Here is a 22,379-nt window from a genome sequence, read left to right as displayed (position 1 = left end):
AGTCGCGCCCTCCTCGAACCTGATCCGTCGCCAGGCACCGGCCACAAGCCGGCGCTCGGGCACGGCCGCGACCGTGATTCGCCACGGGCGCCCCAGATGGAACCTGAACATGGACCTGAACTGCTTCTCCCACGACTACGCCGAAGCCCGCGGCAAGTTCCTCGAAATCTGTGGCCAGCGCGGCCTGGCCGTGGAATCCCACCTGCACCCGCTGCCAGGTCGAGACAACGAACAGCTGGCGCTGGATGCGGCCTTCAGCGGCCGGCCGGACGCCGCCAACCTGCTGGTGCTCAGCAGCGGCTGCCACGGCATCGAGGGCTTCTGCGGCTCGGCGGTCCAGATCGACCGCCTGCGCGACCAGGCCTGGGCCGAGCGCTGCGAGCGCGACGACCTCGCCGTCCTCTACCTCCACGCGCTCAATCCCTACGGCTTCTCCTGGTGGCGCCGAGTGAACGAGGACAACGTGGACCTGAACCGCAACTTCCTCGATTTCGACCAGCCCCTGGCGGACAACCCCGACTACCGCGCGGTGGCGCCCTGGCTGCTGCAGCCGGGCCCGCTGAACAACCTGCGCCTGCTCGGTTACGCCCTGCGCCACGGCAAGATGAGCCTGCAGGCGGCGATTTCCCGTGGCCAGCACAGCGACCCCCATGGGCTGTTCTTCGCCGGCACCCGGCCGACCTGGAGCAACACCACCTTGCGCGGCATCCTGCGCGAGCACGGCCAGCGCTGCCGGCGCATAGCCTGGATCGACGTGCACACCGGGCTTGGTCCCCATGGCGTCGGCGAGCTCATCTACAAGGGCTACCAGCGCCCCGAAGACATCGCCCGTGCCCGCCGCTGGTGGGGCCAGGAGGTGACCAACAGCGCCGAGGGCAACTCATCCTCCGCCAAGCTCAACGGCACCCTCGACCATCTGGTGATGGGTGAGTGCGCCCAGGCCGAGTACAACGGCCTGACCCTGGAGTACGGCACCCTGCCGGGGCGCAAGGTGTTGTCCGCACTGCGTGAGGAGCAGTGGCTGCAGAACCACCCGGACAGCGCGGCGCCGGTGCGCCAGCGCATCAAGCGGCGCCTGCGCGATGCCTTCTATCCGCAGCAGCAGGGCTGGAAGAAACAGGTACTGGAACAGGCCCGCGAGGTACTGGACCAGGCGCTGGCCGGACTGGCCAGTCCGCTGACCTGAGGAGCCGTGTCGACGCCGTCGCCCCGCCAACCGGGCGACGGCCATCACATCCCTCGATATTGGACTTTCCGCTGACTATCCATCCTGCCGGCCACCACGTTAATCTGGCCACATGCCATCATTGCGGATTCTCCTCATCGCCCTGCTCGCCTGCCTCGGCCCCGCCGCGCAGGCCGAACCGCTGCGCATCGTCAGCGAGCCCTGGGCGCCCTACATCTTCGAGGAGAACGGCCAGCCCCGGGGCCAGGATTACGAAGCCAGCGTTATCGTCTTCAAGCGCCTGGGCATCGACGTGCAATGGAGCCTGCTGCCCTGGAAGCGCTGCCTGGTGGAGCTGGAAAGCGGCCAGGCCGACGCGGTGCTGGACATCTTCCATACCCGCGAACGTGAAACCCGGATGGTTTTCCCGGCGGAACCGCTGTCGGAGGTGGAGTTCGTGCTCTTCCACGCCCGCCAGCGACCCTATCCCTTCGAGCGCCTGTCCGACCTGCGGGGCCTCAAGGTGGGCGTCTCGCCGGGCTACTGGTACGCGGACAAGGCCTTCCGCACCTCCCCGCTGTTCTTCCGCGAACCGGCGCCTACCCACGAGGCCAACCTCGGCAAGCTGGTGCGCGACCGCGTCGATCTGGTGGTCAACGACCGCCGCGCCGGTCGCTACCTGGTTCGCCAGATGGGGCTCGAAGCCGAGGTCGGCCAGCACCCGAAGGTGCTCAGCCGCGACCACCTGTACCTGGCGTTCCGCCGCCAGCCCGACCTCGAAAACCTGGCCCGGCGCTTCAGCGACGAGCTGCGGCGCTTCAAGCGGGAACCGGCTTACGCCGAGCTCCAGGCGCGCTACGCCGAACCGTCCGACGACAACTCTGGTAACCGTTGAGCACTGCAAGGGCTGTACATTGGCGCGGAGCTGTTATACTCGGCGCTTCGTCAGGCATACGCCCGGACGCTGAGCCACCCCTAGGCCAGCAGGACCGGTCGGGATCGCGCGCCAACGCCGCGATTTGAGTCAGACACGATCCCCCATCGGGCCAGCCCCTTAGAACTACACAGGATCTCCCATGTCCTTTGCTTCCCTCGGTCTCTCCGAGGCATTGGTCGGCGCCGTCGAAGCTGCCGGCTACGCCCAGCCCACTCCCGTGCAACAGCGGGCGATTCCCGCCGTGTTGCAAGGTCGCGACCTGATGGTTGCGGCCCAGACCGGTACCGGCAAGACCGCCGGTTTCGCCTTGCCCGTTCTGGAACTGCTGTTCCCCAACGGCCATCGCGACAAGTCCCAGCGCCATGGCCCACGCCAGCCGCGGGTACTGGTCCTGACTCCGACCCGCGAACTGGCGGCCCAGGTACACGACAGCTTCAAGCTCTACGCCCGTGACCTCGGCCTCATCAGCACCTGCATCTTCGGTGGGGTCGGCATGAATCCCCAGGTCCAGGCCCTTGCCAAGGGCGTGGACCTGCTGGTGGCCTGCCCCGGCCGCCTGCTCGACCTGGCCGGCCAGGGTAGCGTCGACCTCTCCCACGTGGAGATCCTGGTACTCGACGAAGCCGACCGGATGCTCGACATGGGCTTCATTCACGATGTGAAGAAGGTCCTCGCCCGACTCCCGGCCAAGCGCCAGAACCTGCTGTTCTCGGCGACCTTCTCGAAAGACATCGTCGACCTCGCCAACAAGCTGCTGCACGATCCCGAACGCATCGAAGTGACGCCGCCGAACACCACGGTCGAGCGTATCGAACAGCGCGTGTTCCACCTCCCGGCCAGCCACAAGCGGGCCCTGCTGGCGCACCTGATCACCGTCGGTGCCTGGGAACAGGTGCTGGTCTTCACCCGGACCAAGCACGGCGCCAACCGCCTGGCCGAGTACCTGACCAAGCACGGCCTGGCCGCCGCCGCGATTCACGGCAACAAGAGCCAGAACGCGCGCACCAAGGCCCTGGCGGACTTCAAGGCCAACGACGTACGCATCCTGGTGGCCACCGACATCGCCGCCCGCGGCCTGGACATCGACCAGTTGCCCCACGTGGTCAACTTCGAGCTGCCCAACGTCGAGGAAGACTACGTACACCGCATCGGCCGTACCGGTCGTGCCGGTCGTAGCGGTGAAGCCATCTCCCTGGTGGCGCCGGACGAAGAGAAGCTGCTCAAGGCCATCGAGCGCCTGACCAAGCAACGCATCCCGGACGGTGATACCCAGGGCTTCGACCCGGCCACCGTCGAGGCCGAGCGTCCCGAGGCGCGTCCGCCGCGTCCGGAGCGCCAGCCCCGCGCCGACAAGCCCAAGCGCGAATCCAGGGCCGCCGCGCCCCAGGCCTCTGGCGAAGCCAAGGAAGCCCGGGAACCCGCTGCCGAAGGCGCCGAAGACAAACCGCGCAAGAGCCGCAATCGCCGCCGTGGCAAGGGCAAAGGCACGGGCCAGGAAGGCCAACAGGGCCAACAGGGCCAACAGGGCCAGCAAGCCGGTGGCCCGCGCCAGTCGCAGCAACCGCAACAGCCCAAGCAACCGAAACAGGCCCGCCCGCCGCAACCAGCGCCAGATCGGGACCCTGAAGAGTTCCTCGATGACGACGTGGACAACTTCGGCAATCGCGCTGACTACGTCAGCCCCTACCCGCCCAAGGGCCAGGGCCGCAATCAGCGGCGCGGTGGCCAGGGCCAGGGTCAGTCCCAAGGTCAGGGTCAGCGTCAGCAAGGCCAGGGCCAACCGAGCCAGGGCCGCAGCGGCGGTGGCGAGAAAGGCCGCGGCCAGGGTGGCAACGGCCAAGGTCGTCAGGGTGGCCAGGGCGGTCAGAAGCAGGGCCAACAGCGCCAGGGCAAACCGTCGGCCAAGGGCCGTGGCAATGGCCAGCGCCGTGAAGACCAGCTGGTTTCCCGTGGCCGCGACGAGCCTGCGGTGCAAGATCCGCGCGCCAGCAACAAGCCGGCGCCGAAGATCATCATGAAAGAGTCCCGCACCGACCGTTACCCGACGCCGGAGCAGTTGGACGAGCTGCAACAGAGCAACCGCCCGCGCGGCGAGAAACCGGCATTGCTGACCCGCAATCGCTGAGTGCTCCGCTCAAGAAAACGCCGGCCCAGTGCCGGCGTTTTCGTTTCCGCTCGCAGGAACCCGCGCCCGCGATGGCTGGACGTCAGTCCGCCTACCGCTCGGGTAGGGTGAGCCACACCCTGTGGTCCATGCCAAGGCCTTGCGGGCAGAAAGCAGAACGCCGGCTCATGGCCGGCGTTCTGGGTACCGCTGGAAGGTGCGCTTAGGAGCGCACACCCTCGAAGGAGATGATCAGCTCGGCTTCCTGGGAAGCCGGGCCGAGGTCCTTCTGAATGTCGAAGTCCTTCAGCTTGATGCTGGTGGTGCCTTCGAAGCCGGCGCGGTAGCCGCCCCAGGGATCGTCGCCCTGGCCAACGAACTTGGCCTTGATCACGACCGGCTTGGTCACGCCGTTCAGGGTCAGGTTGCCGGTCACGTCGGCGGTACCCTGGCCGGTGGACTTGACCGCGGTGGACTCGAAGGTCGCGGTGGGGTTCTTGGCGACGTTCAGGAAGTCGCCGCTCTTGATGTGCTTGTCGCGCTCGGCATGGTTGGTGTCGACGCTGGCGGTCTTCAGGGTCACCTTGATCTTGCTGGCCTCGGGATTCTTCTCGTCGAAGCTGAAGGTGCCGTCGAAGTCCTTGAAGGTGCCGTAGATGTAGCTGTAGCCCAGGTGGCTGATCTTGAAGTTGACGAAGGCGTGCTGGCCTTCCTTGTCGATCACGAAATCGGCGGCCATGGCTTGGCCCGCGAACAGGGCGGCGCCCAGGGTCAGCGCAGCGAAGGTTTTCTTCAGCATCGGTGAATCTCCTTGTTGAGAGGTTGCAGCGTTATTTGGCGGCACGGCCCAGCATGCGGGTCAGGGTCGCGTCGCGGTCTATGAAGTGGTGTTTGAGCGCAGCCAGCGCGTGGATGCCGGCGAAGATCAACAGGCCCCAGGCGAGGTATTCGTGAATGGCGCCGGCGACATCTTCCTGGTCGGGGATGCTGGTCAGGCTGGCCGGCACCTCGAACAGGCCGAACACGGAAATGCCACGGCCATCGGCGGTGGAGATCAGGTAACCGGAAATCATCAGGGCGAACAGGCCGGCGTAGAGCGCCAGGTGGCCCAGCTTGGAGCCCAGGCGGGTCAGAGCGCCGTGATTGGGCAGGGCCGGCGGCGGCGGGCTGATGAAACGCCAGGCCAGGCGCGCCAGCATCACCAGGAAGAGCAGGATGCCGATGCCCTTGTGGATGTCCGGGGCGGTCTTGTACCAGCCGCTGTAGTAGTTCAGCCCGACCATCCACCAGCCGAGGGCGAACAGGCCGACGAAGACCAGTGCCACTCCCCAATGCAGAACGATACTGACCAGACCGAAACGGGAGGGGGAATTGCGCCATTGCATGCAGATAGATCCTGGAAAGAGGCGAGTGCCTGAAATGCGATTGATAAAGCCTAGCGGCAAATCTATCGAATTAAAGCGGAATTTTTCGCTTTGAAATATCGGGCAATACGATACTTATAACGAATCGGACTTTGCAGAATTTGGTCGAAGGAGGTGTCTGAAACTTCGTTTGACGCGGCCGAATGGCGCTTCGGAGGGTAACCGACGGCGAGAAACTCGCCGTCGGTGGGGGCTCAGTCGAGCAGGCGGGAGAAGAAGCCCTTCTTCTCGCCCTTGGTGGACGCCTCGGGCGCCGCCACGGGCTTGGCCTCGGCGACCGACTCGACCGGGCCAACGGTCTTGCCGGCCTTGAGGTCGATCACCTGTGCGGCCGCGCGCTGGCCGCTGCGCAGCGCGCCTTCCAGGGTGCCTGGGTAGAGCGCATCGGTGTGCTCGCCGGCGAATACCACGCGGCCCAGGGGCTGCTCCCACAGGCGCCAGTACAGGCTGATCTCGCCAGGGCCATAGGCCAGGTAGGCGCCGCCAGCCAGGGCGTCCTTGCCATAGCGACGCAGCTCGTAGCCCTTGAATTGCTCACGAGCGCCGGGGAAGTGCTTGTCGAAGCGGATCAGCACCTGGTCGACCACCTGGCGGTCGCCGAAGGCCTGCATCAGGCGCGCGTTGTCGCCGGAGAGGTTGATCAGCAGGTTGGCGCCGCCCTTGAGGGCCGGCTCGACCCAGAGCATGCCCAGCCCCTGGTCGCTGTAGACCTCGCCGGAAAGGCGGCTCTTGCCCCAGACCGGCTTCTTGAACTGCAGCAGCATCTGGTCGCGCCAGCCGTAGTTGATGTCCTTCAGGGCGCGCAATTGCAGGGCCGAAAGGGACGGGGCCAGGCTGATCTTGCCGAGTGCCGGCAGCGGCACGGCGAGCACCACGAAGTCGGCGCTGTAGCGGGTGTCGCCCACCTTCACGGTGACGCCGTCCTTTTCCTGCACGATGGCGGAAACGCGGGCGTTGGTCTTGATGGTCTTGACCTGCTTGGCCATGGCCTGGGCCAGGCCCTGGCTGCCGCCGGGCAGGCGCGCGGCGCGCATCTCGGTATCCGGCAGGCCACGGTAGACGCGGGCCTGCTGGGCGAGGTAGAGCAGCGACAGGCGCGAGGGCTCGTCATAGCGGGAGCGGATGCGCTGGTCCACCAGGGCCTTGGCGGTGGGCGGCAGGTTCAGCTTTTCCAGCCAGCGCGCCACGCTGATCGAGTCCAGGGTCTGCAGGGTGTGGTTGGCCAGCGGTTTGAGCGGGTCATCGATGGAGGCGGCCAGGTCGTCCAGGCTCTTGTCGAAGCGTTTCAGGCCCTCGACGGTGCTGGGCGCTTCTTTCTGCAGGTCGGCCTCGGAGAAGTAGCGGCCGTTCACCAGGTAGCCCGGGTTGCGCACGTAGTCCGGCGCGGGCACGGCCTTGAGCTTGTACTGGTCCAGGTAGTGGTAGAGCGTGGGCTGCAGCTTGGCGCTGCCGACCCACTCGCTGGCCGCGAGGCCGGAACGCCCGCCAATGCTCGGTTTGGCCTCCAGCAGGGTGACCTGCCAGCCCTTCGCCTGCAGTTCAACGGCCGACGTCAGGCCGGCCATGCCGCCGCCGATGACGATGGCCGTCGGCTGCTTGTCCTTGGCCAGCGCCGTCGCGCTGAGCCCCCCAACAATGATCAGCGCCAAGGCGCGCCAGGTTGCGGTCATGATGAATCTCCCCGGTGAAGCGGCATCGTTCGAAATTGGCGCGCAGGATACGCCAGCCCCGACAGCCGGGCCAGACGTGCCTTCCAAGCGGCCGGGGGCGTCCCGCTTGTCCGGGCTGGCCGCATTGCTTAGGCTTCGCCGATCGCTACTGGAGAACGACTCATGGGCCTCAACGCCGACTGGATGCAACGCGACCTTTCCGTGCTCTGGCACCCCTGCACCCAGATGAAGGATCACGAACGCCTGCCGGTGGTCCCCATCCGCCGTGGCGAGGGCGTCTGGCTGGAAGACTTCGAGGGCAAGCGCTACCTGGACGCCGTCAGCTCCTGGTGGGTCAACGTCTTCGGCCACGCCAACCCGCGCATCAACCAGCGCATCAAGGACCAGGTCGACCAGCTGGAACACGTGATCCTCGCCGGCTTCAGCCATGCGCCTGTCATCGAGCTGTCCGAGCGTCTGGTCAGCATCACGCCCAAGGGCCTGGACCGGGTGTTCTACGCCGACAACGGCTCGTCCGGCATCGAAGTGGCGCTGAAGATGAGCTACCACTTCTGGCGCAACCAGGGCCTGGAGCGCAAGAAGCGCTTCGTCACCCTGACCAACAGCTACCACGGCGAAACCGTGGCGGCGATGTCGGTGGGCGACGTCGCCCTCTTCACCGAAACCTACAAGTCGCTGCTGCTGGACACCCTCAAGGTGCCGAGCCCGGACTGCTACCTGCGCCCCGAGGGCATGTGCTGGGAAGAACATTCCCGCGCCATGTTCGCCCACATGGAGCGCACCCTGGCCGAGCACCACCAGGAGGTGGCGGCGGTGATAGTCGAGCCGCTGATCCAGGGCGCCGGCGGCATGCGCATGTACCACCCGGTGTACCTCAAGCTGCTGCGCGAGGCCTGCGACCGCTACGGCGTACACCTGATCCATGATGAGATCGCCGTGGGCTTCGGCCGCACCGGCACGATGTTCGCCTGCGAGCAGGCGGGCATCGCCCCGGACTTCCTGGTGCTGTCCAAGGCACTCACCGGCGGCTACCTGCCGATGGCTGCGGTGCTCACCTCCGATGCCATCTACCAGGGCTTCTACGACGACTACCAGACCCTGCGCGCCTTCCTCCACTCCCACACCTACACCGGAAACCCGCTGGCCTGCGCCGCCGCCCTGGCGACCCTGGACATCTTCGAAGAGGACCGCGTGATCGAGGCCAACCGCAAGCTGGCCATGCGCATGGCCACGGCCAGCGCGCACCTGGCGGACCATCCCCATGTGTCCGAAGTGCGCCAGACCGGCATGGTCCTGGCCATCGAGATGGTCCAGGACAAGGCCGGCAAGACGCCCTACCCCTGGCAGGAGCGCCGTGGCCTGAAGGTCTTCCAGCACGCCCTGGAGCGCGGCGCGCTGCTGCGGCCGCTGGGCAACGTGGTGTACTTCCTGCCGCCCTACGTGATCACCGAGGAGCAGATCGACTTCCTCGCCGAGGTGGCCAGCGAAGGCATCGATATCGCCACCCGCGATTCGGTCAGCGTGCAGGTGGCCACGGACCTGCACCCGAACCACCGCGATCCGGGCTGACGGGTACCACGGACGGCGCGCCAGGCCTTAAACTGCGCGCCTGTCCTCCCTTTGTCCGAATGCCCATGCGCCTCTCCCGCTTCTTCATCGACGCCCCCCTCACCCTCGGCCAGCAAGAGCTGCCCGAAGCCCAGGCCCACTACATCGGCCGCGTGCTGCGCCTGGCCGCCGGCGACGCCGTGCAGCTGTTCGACGGTTCCGGCCAGGAATTCCTCGGCGAACTGGTCGAGGTGGGCAAGAAGGCCGTGCGGGTCGAGCTGCGCGAAGCCTTCGCCGGGATGGCCGAGTCGCCCCTGCGGGTGCACCTGGGTCAGGGTCTGTCGCGGGGCGAGCGCATGGACTGGGCGATCCAGAAGGCCACCGAGCTGGGTGTGGCCGAGATCAGCCCCATCGTCAGCGAACGCTGCGAAGTGCGCCTTAAGGATGAGCGCGCCGACAAGCGCCTGGCCCACTGGCGCCAGGTGGCCAGCAGCGCCTGCGAACAGTGCGGCCGTTCGGTGCTGCCGGTGATCCACCCGCCAGTCACCCTGGCCGACTGGCAGCGCCAGGTCGAGGCCGACCTCAAGCTGGTCCTGCACCCGGTGGCCGGGCCCCTGGCCAGCCACGCCAAGCCGGGCAGCCTGGCCTTCCTGATCGGGCCCGAGGGTGGCCTGTCCGACACCGAGGTGGAGGCCGCAAAGGCCGCCGGCTTCCACGCCGCGCGCCTGGGTCCACGGGTGCTGCGCACCGAGACGGCGCCGGTGGTGGCGCTGACAGTGGCGCAGCAGTTGTGGGGAGATTTCTGACGCTTTACCTGCGAGGCGATGGGTTTCGCTTCGCTCTACCCATCCTACGGGAGCACCGTACCTCGTAGGATGCGGCGGGCGGAGTTCCGTTGAGCTTGCGATACCCATCGGCGGTAGTGGTTGGGGCGTGTCAGATCAGCCCGGCATCCGCCAGCAGCTGCTCCAGTGCCACCAGGTCGGGAACCTTGGCCACTTCCGTGCCCAGTTGCACCGCGTCCAGCTCCAGCGCCGACAGCGGCGCATCGGCCCGTCGCAGATCCTCTTCCACCCGCAGCGAGCGCGGGATGCCCTGCAGCACCAGGGCGATGAACTTGACGTGGGGACGGCCGCCCAGGGCGTTGAGCACGGCCACCCGCGCGCCGGAACCCACCTTGGCCTCGCCACCCGCGGCCGCCTCGAAGGACAGCAACGGCAGGCGCAGGTCACGCCAGGCCACCTGGCCCAGCAGCCACTCGGGCAGGCCGGACGCGGCCTGGGGCGCACGGTAGGGGATGAGTTCGGCCAGCGCCACGTTGGGCACCAACAAGGTACGGTCGGACAACGGCAGCAGCAGCCCGGTGAGGCTGCTGGTGTTGTTCTGGGTGGTAACGGCTTGGCTCATGGGTATTCCTGGGCTAATTGCACTGCGCGGCCAGATGCTCGACCAGCTTCGCCGCCAGTTCGCGCGGGTCGCCACTGAAACTGCTGTAGCCGCCTTCGCGCAGGCTGTCGGGCATGCTCGGGCAGACGCAGCTGGTGGCGCTCTGGGTCCAGATCAGGCCGCCCTGGCGGCGCAGGTAGGCGGCGGCGGCACTGCCGTCGCTGCCCATGCCGCTGAAGGCGATGACGCCGCATTGGGCGCCGAAATGCTGGGCCAGGTTGAGCATCGCCTGGTCGATGGACGGGCTGTAGGGTTCGGGCCAGGGGCGCTCGCCCACCAGCATGTTGCCGTCGTCGGCAAAACCGAGTTCACGGGCGATGGGCACCACCACCACTTCGCCGCAGCGCACGCAGTCGCCCGGACGCACCGGGTTGACGTGCCACTGGCTGTGGCGGCCCACGGCCTGGGGCAGCACCGACTCGAAGCTGGGGTCGATGTGCTGTGCATAGATGAAACCGATCGGCAGGCCGCCGGGCAGGGCATCCAGGAAGGCCTTGACCGCCGCCGGGCCACCCAGGGAAGCGGCCAGCAACCAGACCTGGCGAGCCGGCTCACCGGCCACCAGCGGGGTATCGGCAAGCGCCCGTGGCAGTTCCAGGCGAGCCGGACGTTGGGCTTCGGCGAGGAGAGTCTCGAGGCTCGGGCCGACGGCCACCGCCGGGTCGCCCACCAGCTTCTTCAGCTTGCCGAACAGGCGCCGTTCCCAGCGCGGGTAATGCTCGGAGTGGCGTTCCGGGGCATGCCCCTCACCGAACAGCACCGGAGCGCTGGCGTGTTCCAGCAGGCTGTCCACCAGGGGGGAGTCCTCGGACAGCGCCAGGTCCACCAGCCAGAGGTCCGCCGCGCAGGCCGCCAGGGCCTCTTCGTCCAGGCGGGCCGGGTCGCTGTTGAGTACCACCTGGTAACCATTGCCGGTCAGCGCCTGCTGCAGCACATGGCGCTGCAGCGAGGTATCGGCGAGCACGGCGATGCGTGCGGAAGTCTTCTCTGTCATGTCCGTTTGACCAGATGCTGGATGGTTTCGAGCAGCAGGGACTCCTGGTAGGGCTTGCCCAGGTAGTCATTGACGCCGATGGCCATGGCGCGCTCGCGGTGTTTCTCGCCGGTACGCGAGGTGATCATGATGATCGGCAGGTCCTTCAGGCGCTCGTCGTGGCGCACCAGGGTGGCCACTTCGAAGCCGTCCATGCGCGGCATCTCGATGTCGAGCAGCATGATGTCCGGGCGCTGCTCCTGCAGGAGGGTGATGGCATCCACCCCGTCCTTGGCGGTGAGCACGTTCATGCCGTTGCGTTCCAGCAGGCGGCTGGTGACCTTGCGCACGGTCACCGAATCGTCCACCACCATCACCAGCGGCGGACGCTCCACGTCCACTTCGGCCGGCAGCAGGTTGGCGCTGGCCGAGCGCAGCTGGGGCAGCGCCAGGTGTGCGTGGCGCGAACGGATGGTCGCCAGCAGGTCGAGGATCACCACGACGCGGCCGTCACCGAGGATGGTGGCGCCGGAGATGCCGTGGACCCCGGCGAACTGCGGGCCGAGGCTCTTCACCACGATCTCGCGGGAGCCCACCAGGGAGTCCACCTGGACGGCGACGGCGTGCTCGCTGGAGCGCACCAGGATCACCGGCAGCGGCAGGCTCTGGCCCACCAGCTTGGGATGCTGGCCGTTGTCCAGCAGGTCGCCAAGGTACTTCAGCTCGTAGTTCTGCCCGGCGTACTCGAAGCGCGGGGCGTCCGGCTGGTAGTAGGTCTCCAGCTCGTAGGGGGAAACCCGCACGATGCCTTCGATGGTGTTCAGCGGGATGGCGTAGAGGTCTTCGCCCGAGAGCACCATCAACGCGCGGTTCACCGACACGGTGAAGGGCAGGCGGATGAGGAAGCGGCTGCCCTCGCCCGGCGTGGAGTCGATGCTCATGGTGCCGCCGAGCTGCTTCACCTCGGAGTGCACCACGTCCATGCCGACGCCACGACCGGAGATCTGCGTGACCTTGTCGGCGGTGGAGAAGCCCGGCTCGAGGATGAACTGCAGCACTTCGTGATCCGACAGGTCGGAGTCGGCGTCCATCATGCCGCGCTCGATGGCCTTGCGGCGCACCGCTTCGAGCTTGATGCCGGCGCCGTCGTCGGCCAGGGTGAGGACGATGTCGCCGCCCTCGCGGCCGAGGTTCAGGCGGATGGTGCCGCTCGAAGGCTTGCCGGCCACGCGGCGCGCCTCGGGGCTCTCGACGCCGTGGTCGACCGCGTTGCGCAGCATGTGCTCCAGCGGCGCCACCATGCGTTCGAGCACGGTGCGGTCCATTTCGCCTTCAGCGTTGCCGACGACGAATTCCACTTGTTTTTCCAGCTCACTGGCCACCTGCCGGACGATCCGGCGCAGGCGCGGCACCAGGCGGTCGAAGGGCACCATGCGCGTGCGCATCAGGCCTTCCTGCAGCTCGGTGTTCACCCGTGCCTGTTGCAGCAGCAGGGTTTCCGCGTCGCGGTTCTTCGCCGCCAGGGTTTCCTTGAGGTCGAGCAAGTCGGAAGCGGACTCGAAGAGTGCCCGCGACAACTGCTGCAACTGCGAGTGGCGGTCCATCTCCAGCGGGTCGAAGTCCTCGTAGCCGGCACGCTCGGCCTCGGCCTGGTAACGGCTGAGGATCTGCGCCTGGGTCTCGGTGTCGAGGCGGCGCAGCTGATCGCGGACCCGCTCGATGGTGGCTTCCATCTCGCTGAGGGTGAAGCTGAAGTCGCTGACCTGCTGTTCCACACGGCCACGGAAGATCGAGGTTTCACCGGCCAGGTTGACCAGGCCTTCCAGCAGCTCCGCCGGCACCTTCACCAACTCCTGCGGCGCACGGCGGGCGGCGGCCTCATGGGCGGCTTCCTGGGCGCGGCGGACGAACGGCAGCACGCGTTCTTCGGCAACGCTGAGCGGCCGCACGCTGGCGGCGACAATGGGGCTGGCCAGCTGCGGCAGCTCCGGCTGGCTCGGCGCCGGGGGCGGCGTCGGCACGTCGTCGGCCAGGCTCTGGTCAAGCTGCTGGCGCAGTTCTTCCAGCTCGGCCTGCAGGCCTTCGTAGCCGGACTGCACGTCGAGGAACAGGCTTTCCGGCCAGGGTGCGCCCTGCTGCTGGGCCTCGATCAGGTGTTGTTCAAGATCATGGGCGAGATCGCCCAGGCGCTTCTGGCCAGCGAGGCGAGCACCGCCCTTGAGGGTGTGCAGCACCCGCAGCAGTTCGTCGATGTGGGCACCGTCCTCGCGCACTTCCTCCCAGCGGCCGATCGCGGCCTCCATGGATTCGAGCAGGTCGTCGGCTTCTTCCAGGAAGATATCGAGGATGTCGGCCTCGGCCACGGCGTCCAGGTCATCCTCGAGCGCCGGCTGCAAGCGCACGGCACTGGGCATGCTCAGCTGTTCGTTGGGATTGGCGCGCCAGCGCTGGATCGCCTCGATCAGCGCCTGGCCATCGGGCAGCGCCCGGCGCGCGCGCACCGCGTCGAGCATTTCGCTCAGGCGGTCCTGGCAGGCCTGGAGCAGGCCGAAGAGCGCCGGGCTGGCGCGCAGGCGGCCACCGCACAGGCCTTCATAGAGGAATTCCAGCTCATGGGCCAGGTCGCCGATGGGGCCGATCTCGGCCATCCGCGCACCGCCCTTGAGGGTGTGCAGATCCCGTTGCAGGGCTTCGAGTTCGAGGCTGTTGTCCGGGTCTTCGGTCCAGCGCTGCAGGGCGGCGCCGGCGCTGTCGAGGATGTCGAACCCTTCCTCGAGGAAGATTTCCACCAGCTCCGGGTCCTGGTCGCTATCGAAGGCCTGGATCTCGGGCATGGCATAGCCGGCCGGCTCTTCGGCGGCACCCATGTCGAGCATCTCGGCCAGGGGTAGTTCGGCGTAGGTTTCCACCGTGACGGGCGCCTGCACCGGGTCCTCGACCACCTGGGCGTCGTTGCTGGCGTCCAGCGGGGCATCGAGATCGAAGGAGGGCTCGTCGTCCTCCTCTTCCAACTCGGGAAGCGGCTGTACCACGGCGGCGGACAGGCTCTGCGCGCCACCCTGGCGGAAACCACGGATGTCCTGGATCAGTTGCAGCGGATCGGCCAGTGCGCGGCGCGCCTGGAGCTGTTCCAGCAACGCGGCCAGGCAATCGTGGCTCGCCTGCAGCAGGCCGGCGAGGCGCGGCGTGTAGTGATAGCGCCGGTCCACCAGGCCTTCGTAAAGGGATTCCAGCTCATGGGCGAGGTCGCCGATGGGGCGGATTTCGGCCATGCGCGCGCCGCCCTTGAGGGTGTGCAGGTCGCGCTGCAGGGCCAGCAGGGCCGGATTGTTGTCCGGCTCACCGAGCCAGCGCTCCAGGGCTTTGCCCGAGCTTTCCAGGATGTCCACCGCCTCTTCGAGGAAGATGGCCACCATCTCTTCGTCCAGGGTCTCCGGGACTTCATCCAGGTCGGACAGCTCGTCCGAGGCCAGGGCGCTGAGCTCCGGCAACTGGACTTCCTGCAACGCCGGGGGCTCTTCCACCAGCTCCGGCAGCGGCGGTACGGCCTCGACGTCGGCCGGCTTCCAGTCGAAGTCCGCGGCGTCCAGCTCCTCGATCTCCAGGTCGGGCGCGGCGTCCGGCTCGAGCAGGGCCAGGGCGGCCGGGTCGACGACTTCCTGCATCAGGTCGAGCAGGGCCCGCGCACGTTCCGGCTGGGGTGTCACTTCGAGCGCGGCGGCGACCTGGTCCATCATGCCGATCAGGGCTTCGTGGGCCGCCTCGGCCTCGCTGAAGAAGCGCTCGCTGACTGGCAGGCTGCCTTCGTCCACGGCGCCGTAGACGTCCAGCAGGGCTTCGCAGAGCTCTTCGATCTGCGGCAGTTCGGCCATCTCGGCGCCACGGCCGAGGGTGCTCAGTTCTTCCAGCAGCGCGCCCAGTTCCTGGCGTTCGGCCGGGTGCTCACGCCAGCGGCGCAGCAGGTCCTCGGCGTCCAGCAGGATATCCATGCCCTCGGCGAGGAACAGCGAGATCATCTGCGGATCGCGGGATTCGCCCTTGTCGTCGCGGCGGGCGGCGCTGGCGGCATCCAGACGGTCCTGGTGCAGCTGGGCGATGCGCTCCAGCAGCGCCTCGGTGCCGGCGATCGGCGCCAGCGGCGTGCTGTCCAGCTGGGCCACGCCGTGGCGCAGCTGGTTCAACGCCTCGCGCAGCAGTTCGGCCTCGGAAAGGTCGATGCTGAGCAGGTTGGTCTTGTATTCCTTGGCCAGTTTCTCCAGGGGTGTGGCGATCTCGGCGATCGGCAGGATGCCGGCCATGTGCGCGCTGCCCTTGAGGGTGTGCAGGGCGCGCTGCAGATCGTCATTGATCGACTGGGGCAGCTCCTGGTCGCAGGCCTTGAGGAAGCCCGCGAGGGTGTCCAGGTGCAGCTCGGCCTCGTTGCGGAAGATCTCCAGCAACTGCGGGTCCAGCGCTTCGCCGGACTCGGTGATGACGGCAATGTGCGGCTCGCCCGCGGGCTCGACGGCCTGTTCTGAACCCGGGGCTTCAGATTTTGGGAGGTTCAAGCCCTTGGCCAGGGCATGGGCCGTGGCGGCCAGTTGGTCGACGTCGTCACGCTGGCGCTGGGCCTTGGCGGCGTATTCCTCCACCAGTTCCGGCAGCAGCTCGACAACGTCCAGGACCACCTGGTGCACCGGCTCGTTGGCTTCGATGCTGCGGTCGATCACGCGGTTGAGCAGGTTTTCCACCGACCAGCTGAGCTCGCCGATGATCAGGGCACGGACCATGCGGCCGCTGCCCTTGAGGGTGTGGAAGGCGCGGCGCACTTCGCCCAGGGCATCGCGGTCGTTGCTGTCGGCCTGCCAACGCGGCAGGTACTGCCCGAGGGTTTCCAGCACTTCGCCGGCTTCCTCGATGAAGACTTCCTGCAGTTCGTCGTCGATCGGCTCTTCGTCGGCGGGCGGCGGCAGCAGGCTCGGCGGCACGTCACGGGCCGGCGGATTGAAGGCGGGGACCGGCGCCGCCATGACCTCGGCCAGGGACAATGGCCGCTCGACCACGGCCTCCGCGACCGGCTCCGGCGCACCGGGCAGTTCCACTTCCGGCAGGCCGAGTTCGGCCAGGGCCGCTTCGTCCCATTCCAGGGGCGCCGGCAGGTCTTCCAGGTTCAGCGCTTGCGGCTCGACGACCGGCGCGGCCTGCAGCTCCTCGAAGTCCAGGCTGGGCAGCGCTTCGAAGGCCTCCAGCGGCATGTCGAGGGCGGGCTGGTCGCCCGGCAGGGCCGGTGGCAGTTCTTCCAGGTCGGCCAGGTCGAAGCTCGGCAAGGGCTGGCCGTCGTCGAATTCCAGCGGCGCCTCGAGGCTGAGGTCGAGCAGTTCGCCATCGGCCGCCAACAGCATTTCGCTTTCCGGCGGCAGGCCCTCCAGTTCAGTCAGGTCGAGGCTGGGCAGGGAGTCGCCGTCAGCCGGCAGCAGTTCGGGCTGCGGTTCCAGCGGTAGCGCGGTGTCGAGCTCCAGCGGCGCATCCAGGCTGAGGTCGATGGACTCGGCAGGCGCCTCGATTTCCAGCTCGCCCAGGTTCCAGTTGTCGTCGGAGACCAGCAGCTCGCCCTCTTCGGCCGCAGCCTCGGGGGCGGCAACCGTCAGCGGCGCGTCCAGGCTGAGGTCGATGGATTCGGCAGGCGCAGCGATTTCCAGCTCGCCCAGGTTCCAGTTGCCGTCGGAGACGAGCAGTTCGCCCTCTTCGGCCGCAGCCTCGGGGGCGGCGACCGTCAGCGGCGCGTCCAGGCTGAGGTCGATGGACTCGGCGGGCGCCTCGATTTCCAGCTCGCCGAGGTTCCAGTTGTCGTCGGAGACGAGCAGCTCGCCCTCTTCGGCCAAGGCCTCAGGTGCCGCGACCGCCAGCGGCGCGTCCAGGCTTAGCTCGATGGGCTCGGCGGGCGTCTCGATTTGCAGCTCGTCCAGGCTCCAGCCATCGTCGGGCAGCAGCAGCTCGCCGTCAGCGGCGGCGGCAGTGGGTGCGGCCGCCAGCGGCGCATCCAGGCCGAGGTCGATGGACTCGGCAAACGGCCGGGCTTGCAGTTCGTCCAGGCTCCAATCGTCGTTGGCTACCAGCAGTTCGCCGTCATCGGCCAGCGCCACGGGGGCCACTGCAGGTTCCAGCGATGCGCCGAGGTCGAGATCGATGGGCTCGGCGGCGGATTCGAACTCGGGCATCAGCGCTTGCGGCTGGTCGTCCGGATCGAGGTGCTGCTGCAGCTCCGATTCCTCGGCGGCCAGCACTTCGATTTCCTGCAGCGGGTCCACCAGCAGGGCCGGCGCCTCGTCCTCGTCCACGCGGTCGAGGATGGAGGGCTTTTCCTGCAGCGGATAGCCCAGTGCGGCCAGGCTTTCCTCGGCCACGTCGAGGATCAGGTCGCCCTGGGAGGCATGGTCTTCTGAGAGGCGCTCGAGGTAGTACTCTACGCTGGTGATGGCATCGGCCAGGGTGTCCAGGCTCTGCCAGTTGGGTACGGCCTTGCGCGCCAGCAGTTGCTCCAGGATGTAGCGATTGCACGCGCCCAGCAGGGCAGCGGCGCGGGGCAGCGGGATCATCGCCAGGCCGCCACGGGCCTGGGTCAGCAGCTCGGGCACGCGGGCCAGGTGCTCGTGGTTCCACTGCGAAGCGATGAACTCGATGATGGCGTCCTTGGCCTGTTCCAGGCCATTGCGCGCCTCCTTGATCACCAGCTGGTGGATCTGCGCCACGTCGGTGGTGGGCAGGTGGCTCTCTTCCGCCCCGCCCTCGTCCGCCGGGCCGACCATGCCGGCCAGGGTGGCTTCGACGTAGAGCAGCGCGCCGGCCACGTCCATCAGCACAGCGTCGCTCGGCTCGCGCTGGCCGAGGGAGAGGCCGTGGATCACGTCGATCTGGTCGAGGATCACCTTGCGCGGCTGGCCGAAGCCGAGCACCGCCAGGGTGTCGGCGATCTGCTTGAGCGGCGCCAGCAGGGAATCCAGTTCGGCCACGCCGCTGCGGTCGCTGCGCACGAAGAGGTCAAGGCTGTCCTTGACCCGTACCAGCTCCTCGCACAGGGCGGTGACCACCGAGCGCATGGCGTCGCGGTCGGGGCCGGCGAGGCGGGCGCGCTCCTCGTCCACCACGGCGGTGTCGGGCAGCGCCTCGTCAAGGCGATAACGCTCCTTCAGGGCACGGATACGCGGCGACTGGGCCGGCGCCTTGGCCACGTAGAACAGCAGGTTCTTCACCAGGTCTTCCGGGGCCGCCTGGTTGAAGCCCTCGGCGCCCTGCTCCAGCAGGCGCTTGAGTTCCTTGTCCACCTGGCGCAGCAGATTGCGCACGGAGGAGCCATTGACCACCGAGCCGTTGGCCAGGCCTTCCACGAGGCCGGAGGCGATCTGCCAGAGCGGGCCGAGCGGCGCATCCTGGCAGAGGGATTCCAGGCGTGCGAAGACCCGCGCCATGTAGCCGAGGTTGGTGGCCAGGTCCTGGTTGCGGATGACCCCCACCAGCGCGGTCTGCAGCATCTGCCGCAGCTTGCGCAGCAGCACCGGCAGATCGGCGGTGCTCATGCGCGCCAGGCTGTCCATGGAGAGTGCCGGCATCACGCTGGAGAGGTCGGGGGCGAACAGGCTGGTTTCCGACAGCAGGTTGTCGCCGCGCGCGGCGCGCAGGTCGTTGAGCAGCGGCAGCAGGACCATCGGCAGGTCGCGGCGGGCGCTCTGGATGCGGTCGAGGTAGGGCGGCAGCTGCAGGATGGCCTGCATCAGCACTTCCATGGCCTCGCCACGGTTGGCCACGCGCCCCTCCATCAGGGCCTGGGCCAGACGCTCCATCTCTTCGGCGAGCAGGGCCGCGCCGTAGAACTCGACCATCTGCAGCGTGCCCTGGACCTGGTGGATATAGGTCAGGCAAAAACGCATGCGCGTCGGGTCCTGCGGGTTCTCGACGAAATCCTCAAGCGCTTGCCGCGCCTGCTTCAGGGTTTCCGCGATCTCGCCCTTGACCCACTCGAGGGCCACGTAGTCGTGCCGATCAGTCATAGCCGTCTGCTATCCCTTCCGGGTGAATGCCAGAACCTGTTCATTGGCCACCGGCTCGAGGTCCGGATGCTGCCAACCCACTACTTCACCTACGCCCAGTACCATCAGGCCTCCCGGTGCCAGGCGCTCGGCCAGGCGATTGAGGATTTCCCGGCGGCGCCAGCGGCGAAAATAGATCAACAGGTTCTGACAGAAAATTACGTCCATGCCGGACATTGGCGCCTTGGCCAGTTCCAGCACATTGAGCCGTGCGCAGCACACTCGCGCGGCGAGGCTCGGCAGCACCTTGTAACGACCATCGTCCTGGACCTGGAAGTAGCGTTCGGCGAGTTCCGCCTCCAGCTGTTCCAGGCGCCGGGCGCCATACAGGCCCTCGCGGGCCTTGGCCAGGGCGCTGAGGCTGATATCGGTGCCGGTCACGCCGAAGTAGTCCGGCTGCCCGGCATCGCTCAGGATCTGCGCCGCCAACATGGCCAGCGAATAGGGTTCTTCACCGCTGGAGCAACCGACGCTCCAGATCTCCAGAGGCCGCTCCAGACCCGCTCCGATACGCCCGCGCAGGTAGTCGGCGAGCAGCTCGAAGGAGGCCGGATGACGGAAGAAACGGGTCTCCTGCACGGTCAGCCGGTCCAGCAGGGTCGACCACTCCACCAGCCCACGCGGGCCATCGGTGACCTGGCGGTAGTAGCTGGCGTAGTCCTGTACCCCCAGCTCGCGCATGCGCGCGCTGAGGTTGGTCTGGAGGAAGGAACGGCGCTGGTCGTTGACCACCACGCCGGTGCGTTCCTCGAGCAGCTTCTGCCAGTCGTGGAATTCCGCCGTCGTCATGTCGGCCAGGGGTTTCAAGGCCCAGACGCCGCTCGGCTGCATGCTGTCGTCTCGCCCTTGATTCATGGCCGTCGTGCCGCGACCTCAGGCCGCGGCGCCTCCCCTGGTCAGGCTATGTCCTGGGCTTCCGGCAGCTTGAAGCCGGAAACCGACTTGCGCATCTCGCTGGCCATCTTCGCCAGGTTGCCGATGCTCTTCGCGGTGGCGGTGGTACCGGCGGAGGTCTGCGAGGTGATCTCCTGGATCACGTTCATGGTGTTGGAGATGTGACCGGCCGAGGACGCTTGCTGACGAGCGGCGTTGGAGATGTTCTGGATAAGGGCCGCGAGGGTCTTGGATACCTTCTCGATCTCTTCCAGGGCCACACCGGCGTCCTGGGCCAGGCGCGCACCGCGGACCACTTCGGAGGTGGTCTGCTCCATGGAGATCACCGCCTCGTTGGTGTCGGTCTGAATGGTCTTCACCAGGGCCTCGATCTGCTTGGTCGCGGCGGAGGAACGTTCCGCAAGGCGCTGTACCTCGTCCGCTACCACGGCGAAGCCACGGCCCGCGTCACCGGCCATGGACGCCTGGATCGCGGCGTTCAGGGCGAGGATGTTGGTCTGGTCGGCGATGTCGTTGATCAGGCTCACGATGTCACCGATCTCCTGGGACGATTCACCGAGGCGCTTGATCCGCTTCGAGGTGTCCTGGATCTGCTCACGGATGTTATCCATGCCGGTGATGGTGTTGTGCACCACTTCGTTGCCCTTGTTGGCGATGGCTACGGAACGTTCCGCTACCGCCGAGGACTCGGAGGCGTTCGCCGATACCTGGTCAATGGACACGGCCATTTCGTTGATCGCGGCGGAAGCGCCGGCGATTTCCTGGGCCTGGTGCTCGGAAGCCTCGGCCAGGTGCATGGCGGTGGCCTGGGTTTCCTGGGCGGCGGCGGCCACCTGCACGGCGGTCAGGTTGATGGTTTCAACCAGTTCGCGGAGCTGGTCGATGGAGTAGTTGATGGAGTCCGCGATGGCACCGGTGAAGTCCTCGGTCACGGTCGCGGCCACGGTCAGGTCACCGTCGGCGAGGTCGGCGATTTCGTCGAGCAGACGCAGGATCGCCGCCTGGTTACGTTCGTTCTTCTCGGCGGTTTCAGCCAGTCGGCTGCGGGTGCTCTGCACCATCACCAGGCCGATGAGCAGGACCGCGGCGAGTGCCAGGGCACCCAGCACGTAGCCGGCCAGGGTGTTCAGGCCACGGCCGCCGGCCAGGTTCTCGAAACCGGTGGTCAGGCCGGAGGCCTTGTCCAGCAGGGTCTGGGAGCCGGAGAAGATGGTGTTGGCGGATTCACGGACCTGAAACAGTTCGGGCGAGGTTTCGAGAATTTCGTCCACCGAGCCGGAGACGAATTCGAACAGTTCGGAAATCTCCTGCAGGCGCTCCAGGGCTTCGGTGTTGGTAACCTTGCTGATCTCCATCGCCGCGTTGCCTTCGAGCATGGCGTTCAGTACGCGGCCGAACAGGCTGGCGTCGCGGCCGAACATGTCGGCGGCCTGCACGGAGTCTTCGTCACCGGCCAGCACCTTGTTCACCGAGCCGAGGATACGTTCGGCCAGCAGCGACTGGCGCTGGGCCACGGAAACCTGGCTGGCGGGCGCGCCGCTTTCCAGGAGGATGTCGACCACTTCCTCGTACTCGACCTGCAGCTGCGGAATGGTCTCGGCCAGGGTGGCGGCTACCTGGTGCAGGGAGAGTACGGTCTGTTCGCTGGCCAGGATGGCGTCGGCGTTCTTGCGCAGGCTGTCCCAGTCCTTCTGCACGGCGTCCATCTCGACCTTCACGGCGGCGGGTGCCGGCGGCAGGCCAGTGGCGGCGTCACCTTTGAGCAGGTAGTTCCAGCGCGTCTCGAAGTCGTTGCGCGCGTCCTTCAGCAGGGCGAAGGCTTCGGCCTTGCCGGCCGCGGCTTCACTGGAGTTCTTGGCGATACGCTGGGACAGCACGCGCAGCTCGCCGGCGTGGCTGATGTATTCCTTGTCATAGTTCGCCTGGGTGTTGAGGTACGCGAAGTTCGCGAACAACAGCACGATGGCGATGATCAGGACTACGAAGAGCCCTGCGATCAGCGACGTACTGCGCACCCCGGAAAACAGATTGCCTGCGTTCAGTCTTTTCATTATCGGGCCCCCGCCTGGACCAACCACTTATTCCCATGTAACGCCAAAGGGCCGGCAAGAAGCCGGCCCAACCTTGAAGCCCGGGCCCGGGGATTTCCGCCCCG

13 protein-coding genes are annotated in these 22,379 nt (G+C 67.3%); 5 read left to right on the top strand and 8 right to left on the bottom strand.

The window, feature by feature from the left end:
* The first annotated feature begins 109 nt into the window (after nt 1–109).
* The 3 genes from PCA10_RS01755 to PCA10_RS01745 all read left to right on the top strand — a co-directional run bounded on the left by PCA10_RS01755 (nt 110) and on the right by PCA10_RS01745 (nt 4,227).
* Nucleotides 110–1,186 carry a M14 family metallopeptidase gene (locus tag PCA10_RS01755; RefSeq protein WP_016490300.1) on the top strand — a complete coding sequence of 359 codons (1,077 nt, stop codon included), beginning with the start codon at nt 110–112 and terminating at the stop codon, nt 1,184–1,186.
* A gap of 112 nt (nt 1,187–1,298) precedes the next feature.
* The gene (locus tag PCA10_RS01750) at nt 1,299–2,060 is read left to right on the top strand and encodes a substrate-binding periplasmic protein (RefSeq protein WP_016490299.1); all 762 of its coding nucleotides are present in this window, start codon (nt 1,299–1,301) and stop codon (nt 2,058–2,060) included.
* Nucleotides 2,061–2,241: 181 nt separating this feature from the next.
* Complete coding sequence (locus PCA10_RS01745; RefSeq protein WP_016490298.1) at nt 2,242–4,227, top strand: DEAD/DEAH box helicase; 1,986 nt, start codon at nt 2,242–2,244, stop codon at nt 4,225–4,227.
* Between the two features lie 202 nt (nt 4,228–4,429).
* Here the strand turns inward: PCA10_RS01745 and PCA10_RS01740 are convergent, their stop codons facing one another.
* The 3 genes from PCA10_RS01740 to PCA10_RS01730 form a co-directional block, all read right to left on the bottom strand.
* On the bottom strand, nt 4,430–5,005 hold the full coding sequence (locus PCA10_RS01740) for a YceI family protein (RefSeq protein ID WP_016490297.1): 576 nt from the start codon (nt 5,003–5,005) through the stop codon (nt 4,430–4,432).
* Between the two features lie 31 nt (nt 5,006–5,036).
* Nucleotides 5,037–5,591: a cytochrome b gene (locus PCA10_RS01735; protein ID WP_016490296.1), complete on the bottom strand. Its 555-nt coding sequence runs from the start codon at nt 5,589–5,591 to the stop codon at nt 5,037–5,039.
* A gap of 233 nt (nt 5,592–5,824) precedes the next feature.
* Nucleotides 5,825–7,300 carry a flavin monoamine oxidase family protein gene (locus tag PCA10_RS01730; protein ID WP_016490295.1) on the bottom strand — a complete coding sequence of 492 codons (1,476 nt, stop codon included), beginning with the start codon at nt 7,298–7,300 and terminating at the stop codon, nt 5,825–5,827.
* Nucleotides 7,301–7,462: 162 nt separating this feature from the next.
* Between PCA10_RS01730 and PCA10_RS01725 the strand changes: the two genes are divergently transcribed.
* Both PCA10_RS01725 and PCA10_RS01720 read left to right on the top strand, forming a co-directional pair.
* On the top strand, nt 7,463–8,869 hold the full coding sequence (locus PCA10_RS01725) for an adenosylmethionine--8-amino-7-oxononanoate transaminase (RefSeq protein WP_016490294.1): 1,407 nt from the start codon (nt 7,463–7,465) through the stop codon (nt 8,867–8,869).
* 65 nt (nt 8,870–8,934) lie between these two features.
* Nucleotides 8,935–9,654, top strand: coding sequence for a 16S rRNA (uracil(1498)-N(3))-methyltransferase (locus PCA10_RS01720; RefSeq protein WP_041770100.1), 720 nt, complete (start codon nt 8,935–8,937; stop codon nt 9,652–9,654).
* A gap of 130 nt (nt 9,655–9,784) precedes the next feature.
* Here PCA10_RS01720 and PCA10_RS01715 read toward each other — a convergent pair whose 3' ends face one another.
* The 5 genes from PCA10_RS01715 to PCA10_RS01695 form a co-directional block, all read right to left on the bottom strand.
* A complete protein-coding gene (locus PCA10_RS01715) occupies nt 9,785–10,255 on the bottom strand; it encodes a chemotaxis protein CheW (RefSeq protein ID WP_016490292.1) in 471 nt (156 codons plus the stop codon).
* Nucleotides 10,256–10,268: 13 nt separating this feature from the next.
* Nucleotides 10,269–11,288, bottom strand: coding sequence for a chemotaxis protein CheB (locus tag PCA10_RS01710; protein ID WP_016490291.1), 1,020 nt, complete (start codon nt 11,286–11,288; stop codon nt 10,269–10,271).
* Nucleotides 11,285–19,291, bottom strand: coding sequence for an Hpt domain-containing protein (locus PCA10_RS01705; protein ID WP_016490290.1), 8,007 nt, complete (start codon nt 19,289–19,291; stop codon nt 11,285–11,287). Before PCA10_RS01705 ends, PCA10_RS01710 begins: the two co-directional genes overlap by 4 nt.
* A 9-nt stretch (nt 19,292–19,300) precedes the next feature.
* Nucleotides 19,301–20,161, bottom strand: coding sequence for a protein-glutamate O-methyltransferase (locus PCA10_RS01700; protein ID WP_016490289.1), 861 nt, complete (start codon nt 20,159–20,161; stop codon nt 19,301–19,303).
* A 65-nt stretch (nt 20,162–20,226) separates the two neighbouring features.
* Nucleotides 20,227–22,275: a methyl-accepting chemotaxis protein gene (locus tag PCA10_RS01695; RefSeq protein WP_016490288.1), complete on the bottom strand. Its 2,049-nt coding sequence runs from the start codon at nt 22,273–22,275 to the stop codon at nt 20,227–20,229.
* Nucleotides 22,276–22,379: the final 104 nt, after the last annotated feature.

Source organism: Pseudomonas resinovorans NBRC 106553, assembly GCF_000412695.1.
In the GTDB taxonomy this organism is placed as follows: Bacteria; Pseudomonadota; Gammaproteobacteria; order Pseudomonadales; family Pseudomonadaceae; genus Metapseudomonas; species Metapseudomonas resinovorans_A.
This window is presented reverse-complemented; position numbering and strand designations above follow the sequence as displayed.